Raw genomic sequence first — 16,943 nt, forward strand, 5'->3', positions numbered from 1 at the left:
CAAACCTAAATATCAAAATATTTTTAATTGTTTTTATTACCTTTGCCGCGACAAAAAAATAACACATTTCATGTATAATAAAAATATTAAACTAGTAATTGCAGCATTAATTGTTGGAGCAGCCGTTTGGCAAATGATAGAAGGATATATCGGTAATGGGATTATGCTGATTTTATTAGCTTCAATTTTTGTCTTTTTATATTTTAAAAATGAATTAATTCTTTTAGCATTCTTACGATTACGTAAACAGGATTTTGCCGGTGCAAAGAAATGGTTAGACAGAATTAAAAACCCAGAGAGTGCACTTACGACTAAACAACAAGGATATTATAATTACCTTTTAGGTATTATGTTATCTCAGACTAATATTACTCAAGCAGAGAAATATCTAAAGAAAGCGATAAAATTAGGGCTATCTATGAATCAAGACCTTGCAGTTGCAAAATTGAATCTTGCAGGGATCGCAATGACTAAAAGAAGAAAAAGAGAAGCTCAAAATCTTCTTACTGAAGCTAAGAAACTGGATAAACATGGTATGCTTAAAGAACAGATTACCATGATGAAACAGCAAATGAAGAAGATTTAGGCACACTAATTGTACTCATTATTGCGTTATCTATTAGTTTAAAAGTAAAATAGTAGCGGTATTTAAATTAATAAAAGAAAGGTTTAGACCTAGATAACTGTTATTTTTAAAGACTTTATAGTACTTTAGCTACCGTAATTAAGTTGTAATGAAGAAAATATTAATTCTAGGAATACTCTTTATATATTTTGGCAATGCCTTTGGACAGCTAGAAAGAAAAGTTCCTTTTTCTGTAGCTGTTGCAGCGCACATTAAAAAATATAACCTAAAAAGTAATGAAGCGTATAAAGATCAAGATCTTGAATATGCTAAGTTTCTTTTTGACTCTCTTGTACAAAATCATTTAGTAGGCACTTATATGGATGATTTTAAGATGAGCCCAATAAAGGGGGAACCTATTTCTTTTGAAGAACTTGAAAAACCGATCTTTTTAATCACCTATGCATCATGGTGTGTTCCGGGAATAGGAGAAATACCTGCTTTAAACGACCTATCAGATAAATTTCATGATCAAATTGACTTTATTGTCTTGTTTTGGGATACAAAAGAAAGACTGAAAGAAAAAGTTGGTGAATACAGTGAGAATATTCAATTACTCTATGTAAATGAAAAAACCAATCAAAACTCTTATATCATTAATAATTTAAAACACTCTCTTGGTTTTCCTATGATGTATTTTATGGATAGTGACAATAAGCTATTAGACATTCGCAAAATAGTCACGCATCATTCTAGTGAAACACTCAGTAACTCGTATACGATTCATTATAATTCTTTGTCCAAAGGAGTTTCTTTATTAATTGCAGACCTTGACGCCAAAGGAGCATTAGCACCTACGGTAGAAGAAGAAAAAAAGCCCAAACTAAAAGGAGATACACGAACACAAGAAGAGCGTGATATTGATGAGGAATACGAAAGATATAGAAGAGAAAAAGATTCTCTTGACAACAATAGAAATTAGTACCTAGATCGCTTCCGTTTGAAAAATCTGATCCTCTTCTTAATACCAGGATTTATATTCGGTTATCAAGTCGACTATAAAGCATACTATTACGATTTAAAGGATTTTCAAAAACCCAAAATATATGAATACAAAAGAAGTACTAAAGATTCTTTGGATACTGAATATTGGAAAATAACTTCAGATACTATAAATAAAGAATTAATCACAGAAACCTTTAACTCTAGTTTTAAACAAACTGAATATTTTAAAGAAAAATTCGATGCATCCGGCTCAAAGATGTTGGAATTTGTTCTTTTTGAAGACTCAACAGATACTAGGGTTTCCAGACCTATTGAGAAAAATGTTTACCTATGGAATAATCCCGGACCCTATAAATATTCAACTAAATACGATTCTAGTTATGGCGAAATATATTTTGAAAAGACTAGAACGTATCAGGGTATTGAAAAAATTAAAATATTAAATAAGACATATAATGCAATCAAACTAAAAGGTGAGTATCTTTTTAAAATAACTGATCAAAATGAAACATACACATATGACCAATACAGTTATTATATAAAAGATTTAGGTTTTGTTAAATATAAAAGGGTTTTCGAGGATCGCTCTGAAACAGAACTTTATTTATCTCATATTTATACTGAAGAAGAGTGGAATAGTTTAAAAAACTAGTTTCATTATTTACCGAAAATCATTTTTAACGCCACCAATAGTAAAATCCCTCCAAAGATTTTTTTCAAAGTCGCTTGATTTATAGAAATTGCCAGTTTACTTCCCAGATAACCTCCTACAATGAAAGTAACTGCAATAATAGCAGCAAACTTCCAGTTTACATGTCCTTCTTTGTAGTAATTAAAAGCTGCTAACAACGTAACAGGAACAGATAGCACTGCAAGACTGGTTCCTTGTGCTTGATGCTGTGTAAAACCAACCCACAATATCAGTAGTGGTATCATCACCACACTGCCACCTATACCCATAGTTCCGCTTAGAAAACCGGCTAGCAAACCAATTACTACTAATGAAATAATCGTCATCGTATCCATACCACAATTTTACAATAATTGTAGCTATGGCACTATAAAAAAGATTAAAATATTTAATCTGAAGGTCTGATATTACTGTCCTACTCCTGTTTTATAATAGCCTTCTCTAGGGATTTTTATCAAATACTCTTTCCCTGTTCCGTTATTAAGATGCGTTTCTCGTAACCAAGGATTATGAAGTTTTAAAATTTTATAATTGATATTATACTTGGCTGCAAAATCATTAAAATCCGCAATTGGCTCATCTACCAAAACATTAAACGTTGGGATGTACTCATATAAGTCATCCTTAGTAAAATTAAATCCATATTTTTTAGGATTACTAAGAATTTCTTTTACTGCGGTAATTCTAAATACATATCTTCCCGTTTCCTGCCCTAAAAGAAGATCGTAATAGGTTGTTGCATTTTGCCTTTGTAATTGTTTATTAATACCTGCAGGACCAGCATTGTATGCTGCAGCTGCTAATGTCCAGCTACCAAAACGTTCTTTTGCACTTTTTAGGTACTTACAAGCAACTCTAGTAGATTTTTCAATATGGTATCTCTCATCTACATTGTCATTAACCTCTAAACCATATTCTCTTCCTGTATTTTTTAATATTTGCCAAAAACCAGTAGCTCTTGCAGGAGAAACTGCCTGTGTTAAACTACTTTCTATAACAGCAAGGTATTTAAAATCGTCTGGAACGCCTTCTTCTTTAAGAATTGGCTCTATAATTGGAAAATATTTATTTGCTCTTTTAAAAAGTAACAGTCCATTAGATTGCCAATAGGTATTTACCAAAAGTTCTCTATCCATTCGCTCACGAATATCCGGATTTTCTACAGGAACCAATTCTCCTGCAAAATTTATATTATCCGGCATTGGCACTGCATAAACATTGTAGTCATTGATTAACTTTTCTTCTAAAAGTTCTTGGGCAATTGACTTCTGTGGCTCTTGCTGTGTAGCATTCACTAAAATACCGAAGGTAAATAGCACTCCTAAAAAAACTAAAACTTTTCTTATCATCTTCATCTTTAAGTAGATTTTATTGGGGAATAATTTCTATGGTCTCCAAAATAATGTAAAATATTGAAATATTGGTAATTAATTCTCAATTATTTCTGGCAAATGCTTGTTAAACCATCTAGCACGGTTAATAATCATTACATGAGTACCTTTCTCTATCGTAATACAATCCTTAATATGTGAAATCGGAAATACAACATCTTTGTTTCCATGAATATGTACAATGCCCTCCATCGTCTTTTCCTGATTCCAACATACAATTTTTTCTATAGCCCAATCCAAATACGTTTTATCATTAACTGATAAGTACTTTTGATACAGTGCGGCTCTCTTTTTTGCAAAATCACCAAACGCCAGTTTTTCCCAATTGTCAATCTTGGACACCAAGGCAGTTGGCATTAACTTATACGCCTTAGTTTTTCTAACTAATTTTATTCTTCTGGGTAATTCGTGTCTGTTTTTTACACTAGAAATTATAATTAATTTACTCACATTAAGATACTTACTCATTTCCTGAACCATAATTCCGCCAAAAGAAACTCCTATCAGCACACAATCTTTGTGTTCTATTTCTTCACACATGCGTTTTGCATAATCCGCTATGGATTCGTTTTTTTCAGGAATCTTCCAGGGTATCGTATGTTTCACAAATCTATCCTTAGGAAGATTAATAAATTCAAAAATAGACACGTCTGCTGCCATACCCGGAACAAAATAAACGTGGTTAACTTGCTTCATACTAGGTATTTTAACAATGGTTTGTACATTTTAAAGTTCTAATTTTCTTATCTTTGCAGCTCAAAACTATAGTAATACTTTATCAGAAAAAAGTAAAGCTTATATTAAATTATTGTAAAAGGGAAAAATTTAACTAACAAATCTTAGTTAGGTTTACATAACAATAGCAAAATTTCATATGAACAATATACTAACTTCAGGAGTAAATAGGGAATTCTGAAAACCAAAAAACTATATATTTTGAAACACCCCTTTTAATTTTTATTAAATAGTAAATTAAAAAAAATATGGAGAACATGAGCGATGTGGAATTAGAAATAGTAGACAACGAATTCTTAAGACAATTCGAAACTACTATCGAAGGTCAAAAATCAAAGATCGAGTATGCTCAACAAGAGAGAAAAATATTCCTTACCAAGCTTATCATGAGTGATGAGCAAATCGAGAAGGGATATTCTGAAGATTTTATAGTAGCTGTTTTTAATATTATCGAAGAACGTAATATTAGGTTAGTTCCTACAAGTCCTATTATCGCTAAATTTATGCGAAAGAACAGAAGAAAATATAAAGATTTACTTCCAGTTGGGATCAATATATAGAAGTAAGCTCTTTAAAAAATTAAAACCTGCTCAAAAGCAGGTTTTTTTTGTTTCTTAAGGTAATGTTCAATCGTTATTTTAACTTGAATTCTTTATAAAATTACCAACCCTCATTCTAATTAGATCATCATCAAAAAATGAATTTCCTCTCCCACCAGGAGAAGGAGAACTAGTAAAGCTTATAAAAGCCGATTATCCGCGAATTCTATGTCAAACTCACATCGTTTCAAGCTTCCAACAACTCAAACCTCACCATTCCGTCATCATCTATAACCGTTAGCTTCACTTTATGCAACGTATTTACATAAGAAGGATCCCAAGGCATTTTTACCTTTACATAGTTCTCTGTAAATCCGTGTATGTACCCTTCTTTATTTTCAGATTCAAATAAGACAGTTCTTTTTGTTCCTATTTGACTTTCATAAAAAGCTCTTCGTTTTTTCACCGATAAACCACGAAGCATTTTACTTCTTTTCTTTCTTACATCTTGTGGAACCACATTTTCTAACGAAGCTGCTACCGTATTTTCTCTTTCAGAATATGTAAACACATGCAAATACGATATATCTAATGTTGACAAGAAATTATAAGTGTCCAGAAAATGATCATCCGTCTCCCCAGGAAAACCAACAATTACGTCTACTCCTATACAGGCATGTGGCATCACTTCCTTAATTTTTTTCACCCGATCTACATATAAATCGCTTAGATACCTACGGCGCATTAATTTTAGGACCTCATCACTACCGGATTGCAGTGGAATATGGAAATGAGGCACAAACGTTCTCGATTTTGAAACAAAATCAATCGTTTCATTCTTCAACAAATTAGGTTCTATCGATGAAATTCGTAGTCTTTCTATACCTTCTACTTCATCCAATGCTTGCACCAATTCATAAAAAGTATGTTCGTGCTTTTTATTACCAAACTCTCCTTTTCCGTAATCCCCGATATTCACTCCGGTAAGCACAATCTCTTTAATTCCTTGTTCAGAAATTTCTTTTGCATTTTTTAATACATTATCCAACGTATCACTACGTGAAATTCCTCTTGCCAATGGGATCGTACAGTACGTACATTTATAATCACATCCATCCTGAACTTTTAAAAATGCTCTGGTACGATCACCAATAGAATAACTACCCACATAAAAATCAGCTTCTTCAATTTCGCAGGAATGAATTTCTCCAAATTCATTTTTAGACAAATCGTTGATGTAATCTGTAATTTTAAATTTTTCTGTTGCACCTAATACCAAATCCACACCATCTACTGCCACCAATTCTTCTGGTTTTAACTGAGCATAGCAACCCACAGCTGCCACAAACGCTTCCGGATTTGTCTTTTGCGCTTGTTTCACAATGGTTTTAAACCTTTTATCTGCGTTCTCAGTAACAGAACAGGTATTGATGACATATATATCAGCGTTTTCAGAAAAATCCACACGATCAAAACCTTCATCTGTAAAGTTTCTGGCTATCGTTGATGTCTCCGAAAAATTCAGCTTACAACCTAAGGTATAAAAAGCAACTTTTTTTCTCATTAACAAATATGAAGTCATTTCTGCAAAGACAGAAATCTGTTTATATTTACACTTGTTTTTAATTAAAAGATCCCGACCTTCGTCAGTATTAGAATTAAAAGCCGTCAAAGATACCAACAATAATCCGTTTACTAAAATTGAAAATCAATCAATTAACTTCTATAATTCATTATTTAGCAATAGTTTATCTGTGCTCATTATGCTTTTCGTGCAAAAATTCTTCCACAGAAAATAAAGATCATCTGGTATTTAGGTATAATGAATATTCTAACATCCTTACTTTGGATCCGGCATTTGCCAGAAATCCATCTATTATATGGCCCACAAATCAATTATTCAATAGTTTAGTACAGCTAGATGATTCATTACACGTACAACCTGATATTGCAAAAAGGTGGACCATCTCTGATGATAACTTACTATATACCTTTACGCTAAGAAACAATGTTAGATTTCATAAACATGCTGCATTTAATACCCAAGACAGCACACGTTTTGTAATTGCTAAAGATTTTGAATATAGTTTTAATCGGCTCATTGATCCCAAAGTTGCCTCTCCCGGAAATTGGGTATTAAAAAATGTAGAACACTACCAGGCTACTAATGACACCACTTTTCAGATACAATTAAAAAAACCATTTCCCGCCTTTTTAGGATTGATGAGTATGCGGTATTGCTCTGTAGTTCCTAAAGAAATTGTAGAATTCTACGGATCTGATTTTAGAGCCCATCCGATTGGAACAGGGCCTTTTAAATTTAAACTGTGGGAAGAAAATATAAAACTAGTTCTTAGGCGTAATGAATTATATTTTGAAAAAGATAAAAACGGAAAACAATTACCTTATCTCGAAGCTGTATCCGTTACATTTTTACCGGATAAACAAACTGAATTTCTGCAATTTGCCAAAGGAAATATTGATTTTTTAAACAGTCTTGATGCCTCCTACAAAGATGAGCTTTTAACTCCCGGTGGAAAACTAAGGGAGAAGTTTAAGGATAAAATTAAGTTTACAAAAAGTCCGTACTTAAATTCAGAATATCTAGGTTTTTATCTCGAAGGTGATAACGAAGAGGTAAAATCTGAATTGATCAGAAAAGCAATCAATTATGGCTTTGACAGACAAAAAATGATTACTTATTTAAAAAATGGCGTTGGCACTCCGGCAAATAGTGGTTTTATACCGAATGGGTTACCGGGATATAATGCACAAAAAGGATATGAATACAATCCCGTAAAAGCTGAACAGCTTATTAAAGAATACATCAAAATAAGTGGCAACAAAAAACCAACCATCCGAATCGCTACGGATAATAACTACCAAAGTCTATTTGAGTTTATACAACGAGAAATGGAAAAAGTAGGTCTTACAGTCATTGTTGATGTAATGACTCCTTCTACTATAAGGAAAAAGAAATGGAGCGGCGAATTAGATACTTTTAGAGCCAGTTGGATTGCTGATTATCCCGATGCGGAAAACTTTTTATCACCTTTTTATAGTAAAAACTTTACGCCAAACGGCCCTAATTACACACATTTTAAAAACAAAACATTTGATAGCCTCTATGAAAAAAGTTTTTCTGTCACAAACAACAAACTCAGAGAAAAGCTATATATAAAAATGGACTCCATTGTCATTGCACATGCTCCAATCGTACCTCTATATTACGATCAGGCAACCCGTTTTGTGCAAAAAAATGTAAAAGGATTAACGAATAACCCACAGAACTTCTTGGTTTTGAAACGGGTTTGGAAGGAGAAATAAAGTAAACTCTTGCAAAAAAACAACTTTTAATCGATTAAAAACAACTTTTAATCGATGTTTTTAAGTATATTCGCAACCGATTAATTTTTATATTAACAGATTTTTTTAACCCTAATCTTATGAAAAAAACCTACCTATGTGCAGTAGCAGCTCTATTTTTAGCAGTTCTGTCTTGTAGTGACGATGACACCAATATCATGCCTACAGAAACCAATAACCCAGAAGAAGAAACCATATTAGATCCTTCGACAGTATCACAAAACATTATTATTGAAGGTGCCACAAGAGTAAATGGAGATGCACCACAATCTACAGGAAACATATCCTTTTCGATGAGTTACTCATCACAATCAGCATTCTTAAAAAACGGATTTAACATTACGTTTGATGCACCTGCTGCATATGCCGGAGCTTACATCCAAATAAAGTCTACAGACGAAGGAATTGCCGATGAATATTTTAATGTTCCTTCTGGTTTTGGAAGAAGTAATTCAAAACGTGCGAAAATTAATGAAGGAAATACAGAAATTGATGTAGATTTTGAAGACACTGTTGAACCTGGTCAATTCTGTTATTTAATTTGTATTTATGACAATGCTGGTAATATCAGTGATCCAGTAGAAGTATGTGTAGAAATAGAAGCTTGGGGAGGAAACACCAATCTTATCGGAACCTGGAACTACACTAAACAAGTTGCTAACGGAGTGACTACTCCTGTAGGCGAAATCAATTTTTGTGAAGGACCTGGCACAGTAACTTGCAACAACCTGGAAACATTAACTGTTGAAGAAAACGAAGGATGGTGTTACGCTACATCCGAAATGAAATTAGAATTGAATAATGATGGAACTTACACATTAACAGATCTTTCTTTTCAAAAACAAGAATTTATTTATGAGCAAACATTATCAACATGTACTGTTGTGAACGAAACAGTAAACGATGAATTTGGCTCAAGAGAAACATCTACAGGATATTGGGCTTATAATGAAGAAAATAGAGAATTAAGTCTTATAGAATTCGAAAATGTGACAATATCCCTTGACGACAACTCCGAATATAGTTATATAGAAGAATCTGGATACATACATCAGATTAGCGGCGTTTCTACCAATGATGGTACTAATTTAGTAGTTACAGGACAAAATTTTGATTTTGATGTGGTAACAGAATACCACTTTAACAAATAAATTCTTCTAAAGAAGATAAAACTGTAAACACCCTTCATTTTTTGAAGGGTGTTTTTTTTTATGAATCATAACTTTTACGCCACGTTTTTGTTTCTTCAAAAATGTGTTCCAGTATTTTTTGATCTTCTTCTGTTAATTCTATATTTCTTCTGGACATCACCACTTTTGCTACTTCAAAAGCTTTTTTGGTCAAATAGGTTGTAAAACCACTGTTTCCTCCCCAACTATAACTAGGCACAAAATTACGAGGAAATCCACTTCCAAAAATATTAGCATTGACTCCCACAACTGTTCCAGTATTGAACATGGTATTGATTCCACATTTAGAGTGATCTCCCATCATCAATCCACAAAATTGCAATCCTGTTTTAGCAAAACCTTCGGTTTCGTAACTCCACAATCGCACCGGTGCATAGTTATTTTTAAGATTAGAGGTATTGGTATCCGCGCCCAGATTACACCACTCACCTAGTACCGTATTACCTATAAACCCGTCATGTCCTTTATTAGAATATCCAAATATTACAGAATTATTTACCTCTCCTCCTACTTTAGAGTGTGGTCCAACGGTGGTACCTCCATATATTTTTGCTCCCATTTTGATGGTGGCGTGATCACAAAGCACAAAAGGACCTCTAATAAGGCTTCCCTCCATAACTTCTGCATCTTTACCGATATATATTGGCCCAGCAGATGCATTAAGCGTTGTAAACTCTAGTTTTGCACCTTCTTCCAAGAAGATATTTTCTGGCGCAATTATATTATTACTTTCCGGAATGGGTTGGCTTTTACGGTCTTTGGTTAGTAAATCAAAATCTTCTTTGATAGCGCGCTCATTTTTTGAAAAAATATCCCAAGTATGTTGCACCGTAAACACCTCATAATTATACTGAATCACATCATAGGTATCAAAATCTACTTCCTTATCCTCTTTTGTATAAAACGCGATCGGTTCATCTTCATAAAAGATAGCTTGATCCGGTTGTAAGTTTTGTACCATAATAGCCAGATTCTCTGTGGGCAAGTAGGATGCATTGATCATTACATTCTCTTCTAACTCAACCATAGGATATTTTTCACTAAGATACTCTTCGGTGATGGTAGAGGTGGTATAGCCTAAATACTTTTCCCATTTCTCGCGAATGGTTAAAATACCGATCCTAATATCCGCTACCGGTCTGGTATAAGTAAAAGGAAGTAATGAATTTCTGGAAGCCCCATCAAAAAGAATATAATTCATAGCTGTCAAATGAAATGTTTGTATTAATTGGTTTCGTTGGTTTTATATTTATTAGCAGATCAATATGAATTATAGATAAAGTCAAATCTAAGAAAACTGTCACTTCGAGTGATATGTCAAAGCGGATCGTATCGAGAAGATTTTCACGACGAAATTTTACGTCAGTCTGAGTGATCCCGATCATAATCGGGATTGTATCGAAGACAAGTAAAATTTCACGCCGAATATCTACATTTAGTAATCTGAATTCAAAAATACGGTAACGTACAAAAACAAAAAAACCTTTCTAAAAAAGAAAGGCTTTTAAATAATTTATTATATGCTAAATTACTTTTTAAATTTAGCGTATTTGTTTTTAAACTTGTCGATACGTCCTGCAGTATCGATTAATTTAGATTTACCTGTATAGAAAGGATGAGAAGTTCTTGAAATTTCTAATTTCACTAACGGATACTCAACACCATCAACCTCAAGTGTTTCTTTAGTATTCGCAGTAGATTTAGTTAAAAAAACCTCATCATTTGACATATCCTTAAAGGCAACTAGTCTATAATTTTCTGGGTGAATATCTTTTCTCATTATTTTATATTATCATTTTCGAGGTGCAAATTTAAACATTTTTTATAAAATAGCAACGCTGAATAAAATTATTTTAGCAATAGCCTAAATATAAATTACCTATGTCTAAAAATATTTATTAACCTTTCTAATAAAGATGACTAATCATCCTCTCTTGTATCTCCCTCTTCACAAAAGATTTTAATCACCAAAGCTAATAGAGACCAACTACTACCTCCATCTCCAAGGGCACACTCATCAGTATCATTTTTGGTACTGACGCTATTACTATTATTTGAAGATAAATATTCTATTATAATATTCCTAAGTTCGTCTTCTGATAAATTCAAGTTGACAATATAATTGTACAAAGCAACAAACTCTGCACTTTGTTGACTTAAAAATTCTTGTTCTAATTCTGCCATTTCTTCGGCTGTCAAACCAGAAGATGATTTAGTTTGCATGCCTTTTACAAATTTAAAATAACTGGAAGAATTTACTGCATTTTTAGAAAAAGCGTCTAGAAAACTCTTTATTTTTATTTCTTTTTCATTTATCGACGACTCAGTAATACTCTCATCCACTGAACAAGAAGTAAAAAAAATAAGTAAGAAACTTATTGCGTATAGTAATTTTGTTTTCATAAACCAATATTTTGGGAGTTAAAAAGCTAAAAAAACGGCTAAAAGGTGTTTCAACTTTTATTATGTTTGACTTGTAAAAAACAATCAAAACGATGGTTTAACCGTAATTCCATGATGTAAATATAGTCTTTTTTTAATAATTATCGCTTTGAATAGTAGAAAATAACTATCTTGGTACCAACAATTTATTACATCTGAGCAATAATCATCGTAAACAAACCTAAAAGTTATCAATGAAAAGTAAGAGTATTCCTATAAAAAAATATATTGTAAAATATGGTATTCTTTTCGGGATTGCAAGCATTATTTTTAGTCTTACTTCCTACTTAATGGGTAATTATACGGAACAAGGCTTAGTTCATTTAGTCATACGTTTATTCATTACTATTACAAGTATTATTATTGGTCAATTGTCATATAGAAAAAATAATGATAATTACATAAGTCTTGGAGAAGCTATAAAAATTGGAGTAGGAATAATCGTATTAGGTGGTCTTATGGCTATTATATGGGAAATCTTATTACTTAAAGTAATTGACCCTGAAATCATAACCGAATTAGCTGATAATCAAATAAAGAAAATTGCTGAAAACGCTAAAGATTTTACTTTAGAAAATATGGATAGAAAAATTGAACTTACTAATAAAATTACATCGCCACATATAATGCTCATTGGTGCTTTAGCAGAAAATATATTTATAGGCTTTTTATTTTCATTAATAGGCGGTCTTATCATCCAAAAAAAACGAGATCCTTTTAAGTAAACATCGAGTTCCCTGGATTTATTTCATTACCATTAAGCTCCTTTTAGTCTTCTTATAAAATCAGAAGACAATTTATTGTGCTATAACGACGAAGTAATTGTTTTTGAGATTTCATTTTTACATCCATCTACATCTCCCTTCCATTTCAGCGAACTCAGTGACCTAAAAAGACTTTTTTATCACTCCTTAGAATTAAAGACATGGGATGGATATTTTTTAACACGATCGATTTCCTAAACAAACTTTTCCCGATCATTTTGTAACATTTCACTACATTTATGTACTTATGTGTTATATTTAAATAACCTAAACTAAATAATTATGGAAAAATCTGTTAAATCGAGTGCTATTTCTCTGGGAGTTATACTAGGTGTTATCTTAGCTCTGGTAACCGTCCTTGCCTATACCGTTTATCAGGGTATGTATACCAACTGGATCGCAGGAATTGGCCTGGCGATTATGATCATTGTTTTTGGTATTGTATCTGCCGTAAAAAGCAGAAAACTTTTAGGAGGATTTATTGGATTTAAAGAAGCATTTACCTCCTATTTAATCACAGTTGCCATCGGTACTATAATAAGCTCTGTAGTAAGTATCTTAATCTATGTAGTTGTAGATCCTGATGCTGCCACAGCAATTAACGAACAAATTATAGAATCTACCGTTGGGTTTATGGAAAAATTTGGAGCGCCGGAGTCCGAAATTGAAAAACAAGTAGCTAAATTAGAGGAGAGCAACCAATTTAGCCTTGGGAATCAAGTAAAAGGTTGGTTCTGGGGAATACTTGTCTATATCATTATCGGATTATTGGCTTGTCTTGCTGTTAAAAAGAAAGAGCCTCAATATTAAGATATTATCATTCAAAAAGTATAATTGGATTGCCGTGATGGCAATCCAATTTTTTTATATAATTTCCTATTCATGTAATACCTATATTTGTCAACCAAATCATTTTTTTAATAATCAATGGGATTAACTCAGAAAAATTTTCTTAACTATATCCTTGGTATCGCTCTTTTATCCGGTATCGCCAGAGTAGCTGTAGACTATATATCCAGGATGATGGATATCGCTCCTATTCTATACTATCTTACTTTTTTAATCGCTTTTATATTAGAAATCTTGATTATCATATATGTAATTAAAAAATACAAAGAAGTAAAAGGCACCTTAACCATCATAGATGCTTTAAAATCAGGTATCATCATTATGGGAATCATAGGATTATGTTATTGTTCTATGGCCTATGTATATGATATGTATATTGATCCCGATTTTCAGATAAATATGCAATTAAAGTTTACGGAGCAATTTTCTCCGGAGCAATTGGATCAAGTAAAAGAAAACCTTAAAAACCAAGATACCAGCATGTCCTATATTGGTGTGATTATGTACACGATTTGGTTTGTATTTTTAGGAGCCGTTATATCACTAATTGCAGGGTCTGTGTTTAAAACTAAAGTAGCATCAACATAGTATGGATATTTCTGTTGTCATACCATTACTGAACGAAGAAGAATCACTTACCGAATTATATGATTGGATTGCAAAAGTGATGCAATCTAACTCCTACTCTTATGAAATCATTTTTATTGATGATGGTAGTACGGATAGGTCCTGGAATACCATTGAAGTATTATCCAAAAAAGATCCAAATGTAAAAGGTATAAGGTTTCTAAAAAATTATGGTAAATCTCAGGCATTACATGCAGGTTTTGAAGAGGCAGCAGGAGATGTAATTATTACCATGGATGCTGATCTGCAAGACAATCCAGAAGAAATTCCGGAGCTATTTGATTTAATCACCAAAGAAGATTATGATCTTATTTCCGGTTGGAAAAAGAAGCGATACGATTCTGTAATCGCCAAAAATTTACCTTCCAAGCTTTTTAATGCAGCGGCAAGAAAAACATCTGGTTTACAACTGCACGATTTTAACTGTGGATTAAAAGCCTATAAAAATCAAGTCGTAAAGCATGTAGATGTACACGGAGAAATGCACCGTTATATTCCTGTGCTTGCAAAAAATGCAGGTTTTAACAAAATTGGAGAAAAAGTAGTACTACATCAAGCCAGAAAATATGGTAAAACCAAATTCGGGATGAGTCGTTTTGTCAATGGCTTCTTAGACCTTATTACTATTTGGTTTATGTCTCGTTTTGGTAAAAGACCCATGCATTTCTTTGGACTGATTGGTACGATTCTTTTTATTGTTGGATTTTGCTTTTCGCTATACCTTGGAATAGATAAGTTACTACTAGAAAAAAAAGGAAGACTCATTGCGCAACGACCAGAATTTTACATCGCATTAACTTCGATGATATTAGGAACTCAATTTTTCTTAGCCGGATTTCTGGGAGAAATTATGCTTACCAGTAAAAGAGATAAAAAACGATATAATATTTCAGAGAAGATACATCTGTAAATAATTAGGATTACATTTTAATTTTAAAAGCATTTTTGAAACGGAAATGTAACCCAAAAAGCATCCTTTTTAAAGGAGCTGCCAAACCAAAATTAAATAGTATTTTTGCTAATAAAACCTAAATAAATGCAAGTTTCTGATTCCGTAATAAACACCAGAGTTGAAGAATGGTTATCACCTGTTTTTGATACTGAAACCCAAAAAGAGATTTTAGAATTACAACAGCAAAACCCAGAAGGGCTTAAAGAAAGTTTTTATAAAGATCTGGAGTTTGGTACCGGTGGGATGCGCGGTATTATGGGTGTTGGTACAAATCGTATCAATAAATATACCTTAGGAAAAAGCACACAAGGTTTAAGTAATTACTTAAACAAAGAATTTGCAGGACAACAAATTAAAACCGTTATCGCTTATGACTGTAGACATAATAGCGATACACTGGCGCAACTTGTGGCAGATGTATTTTCTGCTAACGGAATTAAAGTATATCTGTTTTCTGATTTGAGACCAACACCAGAACTATCCTATGCTGTAAAAGAATTGGGTTGTCATTGCGGAATCGTATTAACTGCAAGCCATAATCCACCTGAATATAATGGATACAAGGTATACTGGCAAGATGGAGGACAATTGGTCCCACCGCAGGATGGTGAAATCATTGCAGAAATCAATTCCTTAAGCTATAGCGAGATTAAATTTGATGCAAACTCAGAGTTGATCCAGAAAATAGATAAAGAAATTGATGTTCCTTTTATAGCAAACAGTGTAAAAAAAGGAAGTTTTGCCGCAACACAGGAAGCAAAAGACAATACGACCATTGTTTTCACATCTTTGCACGGTACTTCTATTACTGCTGTTCCAGAAACACTTAAAAAAGCCGGTTATAGCAATGTACACATTGTAAAAGAACAGGAAGTACCTGATGGTAACTTTCCTACTGTGAAATCTCCAAACCCTGAAGAACCCGAAGCACTGGCGATGGCGATGGATCTGGCAAAGAAAGTGGATGCGGATATCGTAATCGGTACAGATCCGGATTGTGATCGGCTAGGAATTGCAGTACGCAATAATGACGGACAATTACAATTATTGAACGGAAACCAAACTATGGTTGTAATGACCTGGTTTTTATTAAAATATTATAAAGAAAAAGGATTAAAAGGTAACGAATTCATTGCCTCGACCATAGTATCTACTCCAATGATGAAAAATCTTGCAGAAGCGTATGGAGTAGAATATAAAGAAGTACTTACCGGTTTTAAATGGATTGCTAAGTTGATCAAAGACTTCCCTGAAAAACATTTTATCGGCGGTGGGGAAGAAAGTTTTGGTTTTATGGTAGGAGATTTTGTGAGGGATAAAGATGCGGTAACTTCTACCCTATTGGCTTGCGAAATTGTAGCATACACAAAATCACAAGGAAGCTCTTTCTATAAAGAATTACTGAAATTATATACAGATCACGGTTTTTATAAAGAAAGTTTGATTTCCCTTGTAAAAAAAGGAATCAAAGGTGCAGAAGAGATCAAACAAACGATGATTGACCTAAGAAATGATCCTCCTAAGGAACTTAATGGAGAAAAAATAGTATTGATTGAAGATTATCAATCCAGTATTGCCAAAAATACTCAGGACCATACAGAACAAGCTATCGATGTCCCTAAATCTAATGTATTGATTTTTTATACCGAATCCGGAAGTAAAATTGCTGCAAGACCAAGTGGAACAGAGCCCAAGATTAAGTTCTATATCAGTGTACAAGAATCTCTTGACGATTTGTCAGCTTTTGATACTGTGGAACAAAAACTGGATAATAAAATACTGGAAATCAAAAAAGATTTACAATTAACTTAAATAACGGTAGCTGCC

18 protein-coding genes are annotated in these 16,943 nt (G+C 32.9%); 11 read left to right on the forward strand and 7 right to left on the reverse strand.

Features of this window, described 5'->3' with window-relative positions; genetic code table 11:
- Positions 1-70: 70 nt before the first annotated feature.
- The 3 genes from ACFSR1_RS01560 (at position 71) to ACFSR1_RS01570 (ending at position 2,222) form a co-directional block, all read left to right on the forward strand.
- A complete protein-coding gene (locus ACFSR1_RS01560; RefSeq protein WP_378172242.1) occupies positions 71-586 on the forward strand; it encodes a DUF2892 domain-containing protein in 516 nt (171 codons plus the stop codon).
- Between the two features lie 148 nt (positions 587-734).
- Complete coding sequence (locus ACFSR1_RS01565) at positions 735-1,547, forward strand: TlpA family protein disulfide reductase (RefSeq protein ID WP_378288958.1); 813 nt, start codon at positions 735-737, stop codon at positions 1,545-1,547.
- An 18-nt stretch (positions 1,548-1,565) separates the two neighbouring features.
- The gene (locus tag ACFSR1_RS01570) at positions 1,566-2,222 is read left to right on the forward strand and encodes a hypothetical protein (RefSeq protein WP_378288960.1); all 657 of its coding nucleotides are present in this window, start codon (positions 1,566-1,568) and stop codon (positions 2,220-2,222) included.
- A 5-nt stretch (positions 2,223-2,227) separates the two neighbouring features.
- Here ACFSR1_RS01570 and ACFSR1_RS01575 read toward each other — a convergent pair whose 3' ends face one another.
- The 3 genes from ACFSR1_RS01575 to ACFSR1_RS01585 form a co-directional block, all read right to left on the reverse strand.
- On the reverse strand, positions 2,228-2,596 hold the full coding sequence (locus ACFSR1_RS01575) for a sulfite exporter TauE/SafE family protein (RefSeq protein ID WP_378288961.1): 369 nt from the start codon (positions 2,594-2,596) through the stop codon (positions 2,228-2,230).
- Between the two features lie 72 nt (positions 2,597-2,668).
- Positions 2,669-3,616 carry a lytic transglycosylase domain-containing protein gene (locus tag ACFSR1_RS01580; RefSeq protein WP_378288963.1) on the reverse strand — a complete coding sequence of 316 codons (948 nt, stop codon included), beginning with the start codon at positions 3,614-3,616 and terminating at the stop codon, positions 2,669-2,671.
- Positions 3,617-3,688: 72 nt separating this feature from the next.
- The gene (locus ACFSR1_RS01585) at positions 3,689-4,348 is read right to left on the reverse strand and encodes an alpha/beta hydrolase (RefSeq protein ID WP_378288965.1); all 660 of its coding nucleotides are present in this window, start codon (positions 4,346-4,348) and stop codon (positions 3,689-3,691) included.
- A gap of 296 nt (positions 4,349-4,644) precedes the next feature.
- Here ACFSR1_RS01585 and ACFSR1_RS01590 point away from each other — a divergent pair, with 296 nt between their 5' ends.
- On the forward strand, positions 4,645-4,947 hold the full coding sequence (locus ACFSR1_RS01590) for an N-acetyltransferase (RefSeq protein WP_378289672.1): 303 nt from the start codon (positions 4,645-4,647) through the stop codon (positions 4,945-4,947).
- Between the two features lie 226 nt (positions 4,948-5,173).
- Here ACFSR1_RS01590 and mtaB read toward each other — a convergent pair whose 3' ends face one another.
- Positions 5,174-6,490 carry a tRNA (N(6)-L-threonylcarbamoyladenosine(37)-C(2))-methylthiotransferase MtaB gene (gene mtaB / locus ACFSR1_RS01595; protein ID WP_378288967.1) on the reverse strand — a complete coding sequence of 439 codons (1,317 nt, stop codon included), beginning with the start codon at positions 6,488-6,490 and terminating at the stop codon, positions 5,174-5,176.
- Between the two features lie 137 nt (positions 6,491-6,627).
- Here mtaB and ACFSR1_RS01600 point away from each other — a divergent pair, with 137 nt between their 5' ends.
- Complete coding sequence (locus ACFSR1_RS01600; RefSeq protein WP_378288969.1) at positions 6,628-8,253, forward strand: ABC transporter substrate-binding protein; 1,626 nt, start codon at positions 6,628-6,630, stop codon at positions 8,251-8,253.
- 119 nt (positions 8,254-8,372) lie between these two features.
- Positions 8,373-9,443, forward strand: a complete 1,071-nt coding sequence (locus ACFSR1_RS01605) for a hypothetical protein (RefSeq protein WP_378288971.1) — start codon at positions 8,373-8,375, stop codon at positions 9,441-9,443.
- A gap of 58 nt (positions 9,444-9,501) precedes the next feature.
- Here ACFSR1_RS01605 and ACFSR1_RS01610 read toward each other — a convergent pair whose 3' ends face one another.
- From ACFSR1_RS01610 to ACFSR1_RS01620, 3 genes are all read right to left on the reverse strand, one after another.
- Positions 9,502-10,683, reverse strand: coding sequence for a GlmU family protein (locus tag ACFSR1_RS01610; RefSeq protein ID WP_378288972.1), 1,182 nt, complete (start codon positions 10,681-10,683; stop codon positions 9,502-9,504).
- A gap of 327 nt (positions 10,684-11,010) precedes the next feature.
- Positions 11,011-11,262, reverse strand: a complete 252-nt coding sequence (locus ACFSR1_RS01615; protein ID WP_025741669.1) for a type B 50S ribosomal protein L31 — start codon at positions 11,260-11,262, stop codon at positions 11,011-11,013.
- Positions 11,263-11,402: 140 nt separating this feature from the next.
- The gene (locus ACFSR1_RS01620; protein WP_378288974.1) at positions 11,403-11,885 is read right to left on the reverse strand and encodes a hypothetical protein; all 483 of its coding nucleotides are present in this window, start codon (positions 11,883-11,885) and stop codon (positions 11,403-11,405) included.
- 233 nt (positions 11,886-12,118) lie between these two features.
- On the opposite strand from ACFSR1_RS01620, the gene ACFSR1_RS01625 reads away from it, so the two are divergent.
- From ACFSR1_RS01625 to ACFSR1_RS01645, 5 genes are all read left to right on the forward strand, one after another.
- Positions 12,119-12,649, forward strand: a complete 531-nt coding sequence (locus tag ACFSR1_RS01625) for a DUF4199 domain-containing protein (RefSeq protein WP_378288975.1) — start codon at positions 12,119-12,121, stop codon at positions 12,647-12,649.
- 321 nt (positions 12,650-12,970) lie between these two features.
- Complete coding sequence (locus ACFSR1_RS01630) at positions 12,971-13,498, forward strand: DUF4199 domain-containing protein (protein ID WP_378288977.1); 528 nt, start codon at positions 12,971-12,973, stop codon at positions 13,496-13,498.
- 117 nt (positions 13,499-13,615) lie between these two features.
- A complete protein-coding gene (locus ACFSR1_RS01635; protein ID WP_378288979.1) occupies positions 13,616-14,125 on the forward strand; it encodes a DUF4199 domain-containing protein in 510 nt (169 codons plus the stop codon).
- Position 14,126: 1 nt separating this feature from the next.
- Complete coding sequence (locus ACFSR1_RS01640) at positions 14,127-15,074, forward strand: glycosyltransferase family 2 protein (RefSeq protein WP_378288981.1); 948 nt, start codon at positions 14,127-14,129, stop codon at positions 15,072-15,074.
- A gap of 126 nt (positions 15,075-15,200) precedes the next feature.
- Positions 15,201-16,928 carry a phospho-sugar mutase gene (locus ACFSR1_RS01645; RefSeq protein ID WP_378288983.1) on the forward strand — a complete coding sequence of 576 codons (1,728 nt, stop codon included), beginning with the start codon at positions 15,201-15,203 and terminating at the stop codon, positions 16,926-16,928.
- Positions 16,929-16,943: the final 15 nt, after the last annotated feature.

Source organism: Aquimarina rubra (genome assembly GCF_042684305.1).
GTDB classification, from domain to species: domain Bacteria; phylum Bacteroidota; class Bacteroidia; order Flavobacteriales; family Flavobacteriaceae; genus Aquimarina; species Aquimarina rubra.